Here is a 13,634-nt window from a genome sequence, read left to right on the forward strand (position 1 = left end):
AATCGCGTGGATACCAAAATGCAATTGATCTGGCTGCGCAGCGACTTGCGTCTACATGACAACACCGCCCTCTCGGCTGCTGCGGCTCGCGGCCCGTGCGTGGCGGTTTATCTGCTGAGCCCGGAACAATGGCTGGAACACGACGACGCGCCCTGCAAAGTGGACTTCTGGCTGCGTAACCTGCGCGAATTGAGCCACGAACTGGGTCAATTGAACATTCCGCTGCTGATCCGCCGGGCACCGCGCTGGGATGACGCGCCAGGCGTATTGCTGGACCTGTGCCGACAGCTGCAAGTCGAGGCGCTGTACCTTAACGATGAGTACGGCATCCATGAATCCCGTCGCGATGCAGCGGTCACCCGGACGCTCGGGGCCGAAGGCATCGAGGTTCGCCGCTACCTCGATCAACTGCTGTTCAGGCCCGGGAGCGTGCTGACCCGCACCGGCACTTACTTTCAGGTCTTCAGCCAGTTTCGCAAGGTCTGCTACGAACGACTGCATCACTCGCTGCCCGGCCTGGTCCGTGCGCCGCACAAACAAGCGCCACTGAACATTGCCAGCGATGCGATCCCCACGAGTATCGAGGGGTTCGCATCGCCCGCCGACAGCTTGCGCGCCCTATGGCCGGCGGGCGAAACCGAAGCCCGGTATCGTCTCGAGCGTTTTGCCGATGCGCAGATCGAGCACTATCAAAGCGAACGCGATTTCCCGGCGAAACCCGGCACCAGTGTGCTTTCGGCCTATCTCGCCGCCGGGGTGATTTCCCCGCGTCAATGCCTGCACGCCGCCTTGAACAGCAATCAGGGTGAATTCGAAAGCGGCAACTCCGGCGCCGTCACCTGGATCAACGAACTGCTGTGGCGCGAGTTCTACAAACACATCCTGGTGGGCTACCCACGGGTGTCCCGGCACCGCGCATTTCGCCCGGAAACCGAAGCGCTGGCCTGGCGCGATGCCCCCGCAGAACTGGCCGCCTGGCAACAGGCGCGCACCGGTTTGCCGATCATCGACGCCGCCATGCGTCAACTCTTGGCTACCGGCTGGATGCACAATCGCCTGCGCATGGTGGTGGCGATGTTCCTGACCAAGAACCTGCTGATCGACTGGCGCGAAGGCGAACGTTTTTTCATGCGCCACCTGATCGATGGCGATCTGGCGGCGAATAACGGTGGCTGGCAATGGAGCTCCTCCACCGGCACCGACTCGGCGCCCTACTTCCGGATTTTCAACCCGTTGAGCCAGTCGGAAAAATTCGACCCCGAAGGCCTGTTCATCAAGCAATGGCTGCCGGAACTGGCCAGGCTGAACAAAAAAGAGGTGCACAACCCCGCCAACCTCGGCGGCCTTTTCGGTGTTGTGGATTACCCGTCACCGATCGTCGACCTGAGTGCTTCGCGTACACGCGCCTTGACCGCATTCAAGAATCTGCCATCACGGCGACTGCCTGACGAACCGGCCGGGAGTGCCTATGAATAGTGTCCTGCAGCAACTGGCCCGGTGGGTCATGGCGCACGACAAAGATATCCTGCAACATTTCGCGGACCGGGCATTTGTCTGGCCAAAAAGGAGATTGGGATGAGTCGTACACCCGCGCGACGATACTGGCTGACCGGCGCCGGTAGCGGCATCGGTGCCGCCATGGCCGAAGAAATCCTCAAAACCGGTGCGCACCTGGCCGTCAGTTCACGCACGGTGGCACCACTGAACGACTTGTCGCTCCGTTATCCGGAACAGGTGATGGTGGTCGCCGGGGACCTGACCAACAGCCAGACCGTGCGCGAGATCGGCGAGCAGATCGCCGAGGACTGGGGCTCGCTGGACACCGTGATACTCAACGCCGGCACCAGCGAATATGTGGACCCCAAGCAGTTCGATACGTCGATTGTCGAGCATGTGTTGCGCACCAACCTGTTGGCCAGCAGCTATTGCATCGACGCCGCCCTGCCTTTGCTGCGTGCCGGCACTGCGCCGCATATGGTCGCCATGGCCAGCACGCTGACTTACCTGCCGCTGCCCAAGACAGAAGCCTTTGGCGCCTCGAGGACCGGGCTGCGTTATCTGTTCGAGTCCCTGCGCATCGACCTGGCTCCCGAAGGTATGGAAGTCACGGTGATCAGCCCAGGCTTTGTCGAAACGCCACCGATGGCAAAAGACGACTTCTCCATGCCGTTGAGCTGGCCGGTGGAGAAAGCCGCACGGTACATCTTCGAAAAACTCAAGGATCGCCCGCTGGAAATCGCGCTCCCGGCAGCCTTCATGGCCACCCTCTGGCCGCTCGCCAAACAGCCGGAACAAGTGAAACTGGAGATTGGCAAACCCATGGTGCGCAGCCAGCCACCGAGCAAGGATCAACTGTGAAAATCGTCATCATCGGCAGCGCCCTCCCGGACGCTCCGATACTTGAGCGTCCGTCCGACCTTTCACACAGCACCCGGTGACTGCCTTACACTGCGCGCCATGAAAACCATCCCCCATACGCAAATCGCGGAGCCCGCGGTCACGTGCTCGACCTGCGCAGCCTGCTGCTGCCAGCTCGAAGTCATGTTGATCACCGACACGGGCGTGCCTGAACGGTTTATCGATACAGATGACTGGGGCGGGGAAGTCATGCTGCGCCTGGACGACGGCTGGTGTGCCGCACTGGATCGCAACACGATGATGTGCACCATCTACGAAAAACGCCCGCTGATCTGCCGGGAGTTCGAGATGGGCGCACCGGAATGCATCGAAGAACGCCAGGGGATTTCGACGGCGTATCGCTAGTTTGAAGTTGTCCCAATACCAATGTGGGAGCGAGCCTGCTCGCTCCCACATTTAGTACAGCGTTGAGTCTTACAACGGCATCGTGTAATGCAATGCGTAACTTTCTACACCATCGTTCGGAGTGGTGATCCCGGCGTTGGAATAGTGCGTCGCGCGAATCCCGACCTCATGTCCGCCGGCAAAGCGCAGGCCGAAACCCAGGCGGTCTTCGAACTGGAAGGCGCTGCCCAGATCGTTGCTTTCGATTTCGGTGCTGGCAAACCCCGCCACACCAATCCCGAACTCGACGTAGGGCTTGACGTTCTGGCCGGCAAATTCATAAACAAGCACGGGCGAGAACGACAGGCTGTGGTTACTGGATTTCTCGTCACCTTCCCAATAGGTGTAGGCACCATCCCAGTAACCTGTCAGACGACCCACATCGGTCTGCCACCAGCTCTGGTCCCAAGCGAATTGCATGCCCAGTCGATACGTCATGGTCGAATCGCTGGTCTGACCGACCGAGAATTCCACACCTGCCGCCTGCGCGGTAAAAGTGTGCCCCATTAGTGCGGCCGCAATCGCGGCCAAGCAGAATAGTCGCTTCACTAGAAACTTCCTTTTCCGAACGATTTCGTATGGTTTTTTTTGTTGCCAAGCCCTGCAAAACTATAGAAGTCAGCGATTAATCAGAAGTTCACCCGAATTTTCGTACTCCCCCCTGGGCGCCTTCCTACTTGTTGAAGCTTCGCACAATGCCGGACGTATTCCACAGTATCGGCAAGATATTTCTGAAATGAAGCGGGTCGGCGCTGGTCCAGAACTGCGCTTCACGGGCCGGTCCCTCGGCGAGCAGTTCGCCTTCGGCCAAAAGTCGCTGCAGTTGCCGCGCGACGGCGGCACCGGTGTCGATGAGGCTGATGTCCTCAGGGATCATCTGCCGCAGCATCGGCTTGAGAAAGGGGTAATGGGTACAGCCGAGAATCAGGGTGTCCGCGCCGGCGGCCAGCAGCGGCGCGACATATCGGGCCAACAGCTGACGCAGTTCGGGACTGCGCAGATCGCCGTTTTCAATCAGCTCCACCAACCCGGGACAGGGCTGGGTGATCACTTTCACGTCCGTGGCGAAACGGTCGAGCAACGCGGCGAACTTGGCGCTCTGCAAGGTGCCGGTGGTGGCCAGCACCCCTACCACGCCGGAGCGGGTCGCGGCGGCCGCCGGCTTGACCGCCGGTTCCATGCCGACGATGGGCCATTCGGGGTAATCGCGGCGCAAGTCGGCGACGCCGGCCACCGTCGCCGTGTTGCAGGCCAGCACCAGGGCCTTGGCGCCCTGCTGCTGAAAGAAGTCGGCCATCACGCTGCAACGCTGGCGGATAAACTCCGGGGTTTTCTCGCCATAGGGAATATTGCCGCAATCGGCGACGTACATCAGTGTTTCATTGGGCAGCAAGTGCTGGATCTCGGCCAGTACCGAGAGCCCGCCGACACCGGAGTCGAACACGCCAATCGGCGCTTCACGCATGTTTCGACCCACAGACGCTGCAACCCGGATCGCGCTTGACCCGCAACTCACGGAAGCGCGTGCCCAAGGCATCGATCAACAACAGGCGCCCCACCAGCGGCTCACCGAATCCGGCCAGCAACTTCAGCGCTTCAAGCGCTTGCAGACTGCCGACCAGCCCCACCAGCGGCCCGACCACACCAGCCTCGCTGCAGGTCAGTTCGGCTTCGCTGCCGTGCCCATACAAACAGTGGTAGCACGGGCTCTCGGGGCGACGCGGATCGAACACCGACAATTGCCCCTCAAGGCGAATCGCCGCGCCGCTGACCAGCGGTTTGCCGGCCGCCACGCAAGCGGCGTTGACCGCTTCACGGGTGGAAAAATTGTCGGAGCAATCGAGCACCAGATCCACCCCGGCCACGACGGCAGCCAGGGAATCTTCGTCCAGCGCCGCACGATGGGCGATCAGTTGAATTTCAGGATTGATCGCCGTCAGACGCTTGAGCGCCGAATCGACCTTGCTCATGCCGACGCTGTCGGTGTCGTGAATGATCTGGCGTTGCAGGTTGGTCAGGTCGACCGTATCGAAGTCCGCCAGATGCATCTCGCCAACCCCGGCGGCGGCCAGATACAGCGCCACCGGCGCACCAAGACCACCGAGGCCGACGATCAATACGCGGCTGTCCTTGAGCCGCAACTGGCCATCGATATCGATGTGTTGCAGCAGAATCTGCCGACTGTAACGCAGCAACTCCTGATCATTCAGCACGGCAGGCGCCCCAGACTGATGCGTTGGTGACCGCCCAGATCGGTGCGGCTGTGGACTTCTTCAAACCCGCGGCTCAGCAGCAGATCGCGAACCGCCTCGGCCTGATCATAACCATGCTCGAGCATCAGCCAGCCGCCGGCGTCAAGATGCTCCGGCGCCTGGGCGACGATCAAACGCAGATCGTCGAGCCCGTCGATACCCGCCACCAAAGCGCTGGCCGGTTCGAAGCGCACATCGCCCTCGACCAGATGCGGATCAGCCGCTGCGATATAGGGCGGATTGCTGATGATCAGTTGAAAACGCTGACCTTCCAGGGCGCTGAACCAATGACTGCTCAGTACCTTGGCGTTGTTCAGGTGCAGACGCTGGCGATTGCGCTCGGCCAGGGCCACGGCTTCCAGCACCCGATCCACGGCAGTGACGCTCCAGGCCGGACGCTCGCTCGCCAAGGCCAGGGCAATCGCGCCGCTACCGGTGCCAAGGTCGAGTACTTTGGCCGGTGTGGCCGGCAACAATTCCAGCGCGGCTTCCACCAGCAGTTCGGTGTCCGGACGCGGGATCAGTGTGTGCGGTGCGACTTCCAGGTCCAGCTTCCAGAAACCTTGCTGGCCGAGGATATAGGCCACCGGCTCACCGCCGCGACGGCGCTGCAGATATTCGGCGAAGGTCAGCGCCGCTTCGCTGGGCACGATGCGTTCCGGCCAGGTGTGCAGGAAGCTGCGGGTCTTGCCCAACGCCGCCGCCAGCAGCAATTCGGCATCCAGACGCGCCGTCGGCGAATCGGGTAGATCGGCGGCTCGCAACAAACTGACAATGATCGTCATTTACTCACCTATCGCCGCCAGTTGATCGGCCTGATACTCGGCCAACAACGGCTCGATCACCGCATCGACACCGCCGGCGAGGATCTCGTCGAGGGAATACAAGGTCAGGTTGACCCGGTGGTCGGTGACCCGGCCCTGGGCAAAGTTATACGTGCGGATACGCTCGGAGCGATCACCGGAACCGACCAGCAGCTTGCGTTCGCTGGCGATGGCGTTGGCCGCGGCGGAGGTCTGTTGATCGTTCAGCTTGGCCGACAACCAGGACATCGCCCGGGCGCGGTTCTTGTGCTGCGAACGTTCTTCCTGGCACTCCACCACGATGCCGGACGGCAAGTGCGTGATGCGGATCGCCGAGTCGGTCTTGTTGACGTGCTGGCCACCGGCGCCGGAGGAGCGATAGGTATCGACGCGCAGGTCGGCCGGGTTGATCTCGATGGCTTCCTGTTCGTCCGGCTCGGGCAATACCGCCACGGTGCAGGCCGACGTGTGGATACGGCCCTGGGATTCGGTCGCCGGAACCCGCTGCACGCGGTGCGCGCCGGATTCGAACTTCAGCTTGCCGTAGACGTTGTCGCCCTCGACCCGGGCAATCACCTCTTTATAGCCGCCGTGTTCACCTTCGTTTTCCGAGAGGATTTCCACCCGCCAGCCACGACGCTCGGCGTAACGCGAATACATGCGGAACAGGTCGCCGGAGAAAATCGCCGCCTCGTCTCCGCCGGTGCCGGCACGGATTTCGAGGAACACGTTGCGCCCGTCGTTCGGGTCCTTGGGCAGCAACATGCGCTGCAGGTCGGCTTCGAGCGTAACCAGGCGTTCCTTGGCCTCGCGGACTTCTTCCACGGCCATTTCACGCATGTCCGGGTCGCTGTCCTTGAGCAGCGCCTGGGCGCCTTCGAGGTCATCCTGCACTTTCAGCAGTTCTTTATAGGCGCCCACGATCGGTTCAACTTCCGCGTATTCCTTGGAATAGGTGCGGAACTTGTTCTGATCGGAAATGACCTCGGCGTCGCCCAGCAGGGCGGTCAATTCCTCGAAACGGTCCTGGAGGATATCCAGCTTATTGAGCAGTGACGCTTTCATTGCGGTTTTTTATCCGAAAAGCTATCCGATGGGCCCTCACCGAGGGCAAAGAGTTCCTGGGCCATCGCCAGCGCATCCAGGCGACCTTCGGCAGAGAGCTTTTTCAACTGCACGCTCGGTGCGTGCAACAGTTTGTTGGTCAGCCCGCGAGCCAGTTGCACCAGCACCTCTTCGGCACTGCTGCCGTTGGCCAGCAGGCGCTGGGCCTTTTGCAATTCTTCGTCGCGCAGGCGTTCGCTCTGTTGACGATAGGCCTTGAGCACGTCCACCGCCGCCAATTCACGCAGGCGGATCATGAAGTCTTCGGCGCCGACCGAGACCATCTCTTCGGCGGCCTGGGCTGCGCCCTGGCGGCTCTTGAGGTTCTCGGCGACCACTTCATGGAGATCGTCGACGCTATAGAGATAAACGTCGTCCAACTCACCGACTTCTGGCTCGATGTCGCGCGGAACGGCGATATCCACCATGAAGATCGGTTTGTGCTTGCGCAGTTTCAAGGCGCTTTCCACCGCGCCCTTGCCCAGGATCGGCAACTGGCTGGCAGTGGAACTGATGACGATATCGCTGCGCACCAGCTCTGCCGGAATATCCGACAGCAACACCGCATGGGCACCGAACTGTTCGGCCAGGATGCTGGCGCGCTCCAGTGTCCGGTTGGCGACCACGATGCGCTTTACACCGAGGTCATGCAGGTGCCGGGCGACCAGGGTGATGGTCTCGCCGGCGCCGATCAACAAGGCCTGGCTGCGCTGCAGGTCGCTGAAAATCTGCTTGGCCAGGCTCACCGCGGCAAAAGCCACCGACACCGGATTCTCGCCGATGGCCGTGTCGGTGCGCACCTGCTTGGCCGCATTGAACGTGGCCTGGAACAGCCGCCCGAGCAACGGCCCGATGGTGCCGGCCTCGCGGGCCACGGCATAGGCGGACTTCATCTGGCCGAGAATCTGCGGCTCGCCCAACACCAGCGAGTCGAGCCCGGAAGCCACCCGCATCATGTGACGAACTGCCGCATCATCTTCATGCACATAGGCGCTTTCGCGCAGCTCGTCGTAGCTCAAATGATGATATTCGGCCAGCCAGCGCAGCACGACGTCCGCCGACAGGTGATCCTGTTCTATATAGAGTTCACTGCGATTGCAGGTGGAGAGGATCGCAGCTTCGCGGCTGTCGGTGAGTCGGCAGAGCTGCTGCAAGGCCTCAACCAGCTGCTCAGGGGTAAAAGCCACGCGCTCGCGGACGTCTACTGAAGCAGTCTTGTGGTTAATACCGAGTGCAAGGAAGGCCATTCAAGGTCGCTGATGGTGACGTGAAGCCGGCAATTGTCCTACTTCGACGGAATCAGAACAACTACTCGATATCTATTGCGCCAGTAGGCAACGCCGACGTTGCGAGCGGTTCTCGTTTACAGGGTCGCCAGAATTTGCCGGATCCACTGCGCGGGTAAATTGCCGGGGCGGTTATGTTTGGCCGAAAGCTTGTGTCATGATGATCCGACCGCAGGTTAGTCGTCCTCTTCCTATATGAATAGATCTTCCGCGTTGCTCCTCGCTTTTGTCTTCCTCAGCGGCTGCCAGGCCTTGGCCCCCGTGTCCCCGGACGGTACGCCGCCGGTCGAAGACAGCGCCCCGGCCCCTGAAAAGCCAAAGGTCTACAGTTCCTTCAGCGAGGAAACCGTCTTCAGCCTGTTGAGCGCCGAACTGGCTGGCCAGCGCAATCGTTTCGACATTGCCCTGGACAACTACGTCACCCAGGCCATCAACACCCAGGACCCGGGCATCTCAGAGCGGGCATTCCGTATCGCCGAATATCTCGGTGCCGATCAGGCCGCCCTGGATACCGCGCTGATCTGGGCCAAAAACGCCCCCGACGACCTCGAAGCGCAACGTGCCGCCGCCGTGCAACTGGCACGCGCCGGGCGCTATGACGACTCCATGGTCTATATGGAGAAAGTCCTGCTGCGCAAGGGCGACACCCATTTCGACTTCCTTGCACTGTCTGCGGCCGACACCGACCAGGACACCCGCAACGGTTTGATGAAAAGCTTCGACCGCTTGTTGCAGCGGCATCCGAACAACAGCCAGCTGATTTTCGGCAAGGCACTGCTGATGCAACAGGATGGCGACGCCAAAGGCGCGCTGAAACTACTGGAAGACAATCCGCCTGACGACGGCGAAATTGCCCCGATCCTGCTGCGCGCTCGCCTGCTGCAAAACCTCGATCGCGGTGACGAGGCCTTGCCGCTGCTGCAAAAAAGCATCAAGAAGTACCCGGACGACAAACGCCTGCGCCTGACGTATGCGCGGATGCTGGTTGAACAGGACCGCATGGACGACGCCAAGGCCGAGTTCTCGAGCCTGGTTCAGCAATACCCGGAAGACGACGAATTGCGCTACTCCCTGGCCTTGGTCTGCCTGGAAGCCAAGGCCTGGAACGAGGCCAAGGGTTATCTTGAAGACCTGATCGCCCGGGACAGCCACGTGGACTCGGCGCACCTGAACCTGGGCCGCATCGCCGAAGAACAGAACGACCCGCAAGGCGCGCTGATCGAATACGCCAAGGTTGGCCCGGGCACTGACTTCCTGCCGGCACAATTGCGCCAGGCCGACATCCTGATGAACAACGGCCGGACCGCCGAAGCACAACGCAAGCTGGCGGCAGAGCGCGATGAACAACCGGATTACGCCATCCAGTTGTACCTGATCGAAGCCGAAACCCTGTCCGCCAACAATCAGGGCGACAAGGCCTGGAATGTTCTGCAACAAGCCTTGCAGCAATACCCGGACGACTTGAACCTGCTCTACACCCGCGCCATGCAGGCGGAAAAACGCAATGACCTGGCGCAGATGGAAAAAGACCTGCGCATGATCATCAAGCGCGACCCGGACAATGCCATGGCGCTGAATGCCCTCGGCTACACCCTGTCCGACCGCACCACACGCTACGCCGAAGCCAAGGCCCTGATCGAACAGGCGCACCAGATCAGCCCCGAAGACCCGGCAGTACTCGACAGCCTTGGCTGGGTGAATTACCGCATGGGCAATCTCGACGAAGCCGAGCGCCTGCTGCGCCAGGCCCTGGATCGTTTTCCCGACCAGGAAGTCGCCGCTCACCTGGGCGAAGTCCTGTGGGCCAACGGCAAACAGCGTGAAGCCAGGCAAGTCTGGGGCAAGTTCCTCAAGGAACAACCCGACAGCCCGACCCTGCGCGGCACCATCAAACGCCTGACCGGATCAGAGACTCTTTAAGATTATGCTTTTGCGCCATTTCATCGTTTTCAGTTTTATCGCCCTGCTCGCCGGTTGCGCGGGCGTGGGTCCCCGCGAATCGGTCGAGGGGCACGGCAACGCTGCCCAATGGCGCGAGCACAAAGCGCAACTGACCGGCCTCGATGGCTGGCAAATCGACGGAAAGATCGGCATCCGCGCCCCGAAAGACTCGGGCAGCGGCACGCTGTTCTGGTTGCAGCGCCAGGATTACTACGACATTCGCCTGTCCGGCCCGCTGGGCCGTGGCGCGGCGCGCCTGACCGGCCGCCCCGGCAAAGTGTCGCTGGAGGTCGCCAACCAGGGGCGTTACGAGGCGCCGAACCCGGAAGTGCTGCTCGAAGAACAGCTGGGCTGGAAGCTGCCGGTGTCCAACCTGGCCTGGTGGGTGCGCGGGCTTCCCGCTCCCGACAGCAAAAGTCGCCTGACCCTCGACGGCGACAGCCGCCTGGCCAGCCTGGAACAGGATGGCTGGAAGGTCGACTACACCGCCTACACCCAGCAAAACGGTTTCTGGCTGCCCGAGCGCATCAAGCTCAGCGGCACCGACCTCGATGTCACGCTGGTGATCAAGGTCTGGCAACCACGCAAACTGGGGCAATGACATGCCGGACAATCGCCTGACGCTGCCCTCGCCGGCCAAGCTCAATTTGATGCTGCATATCCTCGGTCGCCGCGAAGACGGCTACCACGAACTGCAGACGATGTTTCAGTTTCTCGATTACGGCGACGAAATCACCTACGCCCTGCGCGATGACGGTGTCATTCGACTGCACACCGAATTCGCAGGCGTGCCCCACGACAGCAACCTGATCGTCAAGGCCGCGAAAAAACTTCAGGAGCAATCCGCTTGCTCGCTGGGCGTCGATATCTGGATCGAAAAAATCCTGCCCATGGGCGGCGGCATTGGCGGTGGCAGTTCGAATGCCGCGACGACTTTGCTCGGCCTCAACCATCTGTGGCAATTGGGCTGGGATGAAGATCGCCTGGCCGGCCTCGGCTTGACACTGGGCGCCGACGTCCCGGTTTTCGTGCGCGGCCACGCGGCTTTCGCCGAGGGCGTAGGGGAGAAACTGACCCCTGTCGACCCCGAAGAACCGTGGTATCTCGTGCTGGTGCCGCAAGTCTCTGTAAGTACGGCAGAAATTTTTTCAGATCCGTTGTTGACACGTAACACTCCGCCCATTAAAGTGCGCCCCGTTCCCAAGGGAAACAGTCGAAATGACTGCTTGCCGGTGGTAACAAGGCGTTATCCAGAGGTACGTAACGCCTTGAATTTGTTAGGTAAATTTACCGAAGCAAAACTCACCGGAACTGGAAGTTGTGTGTTTGGGGGCTTCCCAAGCAAAGCTGAAGCTGATAAAGTCTCGGCCCTTCTGACAGAGACCCTTACAGGTTTTGTAGCAAAAGGAAGCAACATTTCGATGTTGCATCGCAAGCTTCAAGGTCTGCTCTAAAGGAACCGATTACTGGGTAATCGTTGCAACAGATACAGGGGCGTCGCCAAGCGGTAAGGCAGCAGGTTTTGATCCTGCCATGCGTTGGTTCGAATCCAGCCGCCCCTGCCATTTTCCATACTCATCCAGGTTACCCTCAGCCTCTAGGTACTGCGCGTGTCCAAGATGATGGTCTTTACGGGGAACGCTAACCCCGATCTGGCTCGACGTGTCGTACGTCAGCTGCATATCCCTCTCGGTGACATCTCTGTCGGTAAATTTTCCGACGGCGAAATTACAGCCGAGATCAATGAAAACGTCCGCGGTAAAGACGTCTTCATTATTCAGCCGACTTGCGCTCCGACCAACGATAACCTGATGGAACTGGTAGTGATGGCTGATGCCTTCCGCCGCTCCTCGGCTACTCGTATCACTGCTGTTATTCCTTACTTTGGTTATGCCCGTCAGGATCGCCGTCCGCGTTCCGCACGTGTGGCTATCAGCGCGAAAGTCGTCGCTGACATGCTTACCGTAGTCGGCATCGACCGTGTTCTCACGGTTGATCTGCATGCTGACCAAATCCAGGGTTTCTTCGATATTCCGGTAGATAACATCTACGGCTCCCCAGTATTGGTGGATGACATCGAAGATCAGCGCTTCGAAAACCTGATGATCGTGTCCCCGGACATTGGCGGCGTCGTGCGTGCACGTGCCGTTGCCAAATCCCTGGGCGTGGATCTCGGGATCATCGACAAACGCCGTGAGAAAGCCAATCACTCTGAAGTGATGCATATCATCGGTGATGTCGAAGGGCGTACCTGTATTCTGGTCGATGACATGGTCGATACCGCCGGCACCCTGTGCCACGCGGCCAAGGCCCTGAAAGAGCATGGCGCTGCCAAGGTTTTCGCCTACTGCACGCACCCTGTGCTGTCGGGTCGGGCGATCGAAAACATTGAAAATTCCGTGCTGGACGAGCTGGTGGTGACCAACACCATTCCGCTGTCCGCTGCAGCACAAGCCTGTGCACGTATCCGTCAACTGGATATCGCACCGGTAGTTGCCGAGGCGGTCCGCCGCATCAGCAATGAAGAATCGATCAGCGCGATGTTCCGCTAAGGGCCCTGCCCTTCTCGAAATGTCTCGTTGACGAAAAGCGCCCCGCCCCGGCATTCATGTCGGGGCGGGGCTTTTTTGCCCATATCGCCTTTAGCGCTGGTCGCAAACGCTGGGGCGAGTGTGGTTATTTTGGAGATACAACATGAACGATTTTACCCTGAATGCTGAAGTGCGTTCCGACCTGGGGAAAGGTGCGAGCCGCCGCCTGCGTCGTCTCGCCGCCCTGGTTCCAGCTGTAGTTTACGGTGGCGAAAAAGCCCCTGAATCCATCAGCATGCTGGCCAAAGAAGTTGCCAAACTGCTCGAAAACGAAGCGGCTTACAGCCACATCATCGAGCTGAACGTTGGTGGCACCAAGCAGAACGTCGTGATCAAAGCCCTGCAGCGTCACCCGGCCAAAGGCCACGTGATGCACGCTGACTTCGTACGCGTAGTCGCTGGCCAGAAACTGACCGCTATCGTTCCAGTGCACTTCATCAACGAAGAAGCACCGACCAAGAAAGGCGGCGAAATCTCGCACGTTACTTCGGAAATCGAAGTTTCCTGCCTGCCGAAGGACCTGCCTGAGTTCATCGAAGTCGACCTGGCTAACGCCGAAATCGGTTCGATCATTCACCTGTCCGACCTCAAAGCCCCTAAAGGCGTTGAGTTTGTTGCTCTGGCACACGGCGATGACAAGGCTGTTGCCAACGTCCACGCTCCACGTGTTGCTCCAGAAGCTGCAGAAGGCGCTGCAGAGTAATTTTACTCTGTACGCCGGAGTGACCGGAAACATCGCGGACTAGAGCATAGCGAGAAAGCGGGCGAGAACGCGGAGTTTACATCATGGTAAATGAGCAATTTTCGTCCACTTTCGCCGCTTTCCCTGATTGCGGCGATGTTATCCACCACTCC

14 protein-coding genes and 1 tRNA gene are annotated in these 13,634 nt (G+C 60.2%); 9 read left to right on the top strand and 6 right to left on the bottom strand.

The genetic code is table 11. The annotated features are described in order from the left end of the window. The first annotated feature begins 18 nt into the window (after window positions 1-18). The 3 genes from phrB (at window position 19) to EI969_RS27110 (ending at window position 2,763) form a co-directional block, all read left to right on the top strand. Window positions 19-1,476 (top strand): deoxyribodipyrimidine photo-lyase, encoded by a 1,458-nt coding sequence (gene phrB, locus EI969_RS27100; protein WP_160390415.1) that lies wholly within the window; start codon window positions 19-21, stop codon window positions 1,474-1,476. 99 nt (window positions 1,477-1,575) lie between these two features. Continuing rightward, window positions 1,576-2,358 carry an SDR family oxidoreductase gene (locus EI969_RS27105; protein ID WP_160390416.1) on the top strand — a complete coding sequence of 261 codons (783 nt, stop codon included), beginning with the start codon at window positions 1,576-1,578 and terminating at the stop codon, window positions 2,356-2,358. 99 nt (window positions 2,359-2,457) lie between these two features. Next, entirely contained in the window at window positions 2,458-2,763 is a 306-nt protein-coding gene (locus EI969_RS27110) for a YkgJ family cysteine cluster protein (RefSeq protein ID WP_056726267.1), read from the top strand. Window positions 2,764-2,832: 69 nt separating this feature from the next. Here EI969_RS27110 and EI969_RS27115 read toward each other — a convergent pair whose 3' ends face one another. The 6 genes from EI969_RS27115 to hemA form a co-directional block, all read right to left on the bottom strand. Then, window positions 2,833-3,351, bottom strand: coding sequence for an acyloxyacyl hydrolase (locus tag EI969_RS27115; RefSeq protein ID WP_160390417.1), 519 nt, complete (start codon window positions 3,349-3,351; stop codon window positions 2,833-2,835). Window positions 3,352-3,475: 124 nt separating this feature from the next. Beyond that, complete coding sequence (murI, locus tag EI969_RS27120) at window positions 3,476-4,267, bottom strand: glutamate racemase (RefSeq protein ID WP_160390418.1); 792 nt, start codon at window positions 4,265-4,267, stop codon at window positions 3,476-3,478. Further along, complete coding sequence (locus tag EI969_RS27125) at window positions 4,260-5,015, bottom strand: molybdopterin-synthase adenylyltransferase MoeB (RefSeq protein WP_160390419.1); 756 nt, start codon at window positions 5,013-5,015, stop codon at window positions 4,260-4,262. The genes murI and EI969_RS27125 overlap by 8 nt, the downstream gene beginning before the upstream one ends. Then, window positions 5,009-5,839, bottom strand: coding sequence for a peptide chain release factor N(5)-glutamine methyltransferase (prmC, locus tag EI969_RS27130; protein ID WP_160390420.1), 831 nt, complete (start codon window positions 5,837-5,839; stop codon window positions 5,009-5,011). Before prmC ends, EI969_RS27125 begins: the two co-directional genes overlap by 7 nt. Beyond that, window positions 5,840-6,922 (bottom strand): peptide chain release factor 1, encoded by a 1,083-nt coding sequence (gene prfA / locus EI969_RS27135; RefSeq protein WP_160390421.1) that lies wholly within the window; start codon window positions 6,920-6,922, stop codon window positions 5,840-5,842. Beyond that, the gene (gene hemA, locus EI969_RS27140; RefSeq protein ID WP_160390422.1) at window positions 6,919-8,208 is read right to left on the bottom strand and encodes a glutamyl-tRNA reductase; all 1,290 of its coding nucleotides are present in this window, start codon (window positions 8,206-8,208) and stop codon (window positions 6,919-6,921) included. The genes prfA and hemA overlap by 4 nt, the downstream gene beginning before the upstream one ends. Window positions 8,209-8,442: 234 nt before the next feature. Here hemA and EI969_RS27145 point away from each other — a divergent pair, with 234 nt between their 5' ends. The 6 genes from EI969_RS27145 to EI969_RS27170 all read left to right on the top strand — a co-directional run bounded on the left by EI969_RS27145 (window position 8,443) and on the right by EI969_RS27170 (window position 13,482). After that, on the top strand, window positions 8,443-10,167 hold the full coding sequence (locus EI969_RS27145; protein WP_160390423.1) for a tetratricopeptide repeat protein: 1,725 nt from the start codon (window positions 8,443-8,445) through the stop codon (window positions 10,165-10,167). 4 nt (window positions 10,168-10,171) lie between these two features. After that, on the top strand, window positions 10,172-10,789 hold the full coding sequence (lolB, locus tag EI969_RS27150) for a lipoprotein insertase outer membrane protein LolB (protein WP_160390424.1): 618 nt from the start codon (window positions 10,172-10,174) through the stop codon (window positions 10,787-10,789). A 1-nt stretch (window position 10,790) separates the two neighbouring features. Next, entirely contained in the window at window positions 10,791-11,642 is an 852-nt protein-coding gene (gene ispE / locus EI969_RS27155) for a 4-(cytidine 5'-diphospho)-2-C-methyl-D-erythritol kinase (protein ID WP_160390425.1), read from the top strand. A gap of 36 nt (window positions 11,643-11,678) precedes the next feature. Continuing rightward, window positions 11,679-11,753 (top strand) — tRNA-Gln (locus EI969_RS27160). A 45-nt stretch (window positions 11,754-11,798) separates the two neighbouring features. After that, window positions 11,799-12,740 (top strand): ribose-phosphate pyrophosphokinase, encoded by a 942-nt coding sequence (locus tag EI969_RS27165; protein WP_003171603.1) that lies wholly within the window; start codon window positions 11,799-11,801, stop codon window positions 12,738-12,740. Between the two features lie 142 nt (window positions 12,741-12,882). Further along, window positions 12,883-13,482, top strand: coding sequence for a 50S ribosomal protein L25/general stress protein Ctc (locus EI969_RS27170; protein WP_150715558.1), 600 nt, complete (start codon window positions 12,883-12,885; stop codon window positions 13,480-13,482). Window positions 13,483-13,634: the final 152 nt, after the last annotated feature.

Origin of the sequence: Pseudomonas sp. PB101, assembly GCF_009764265.1 — a bacterium.
Lineage (GTDB): Bacteria > Pseudomonadota > Gammaproteobacteria > Pseudomonadales > Pseudomonadaceae > Aquipseudomonas.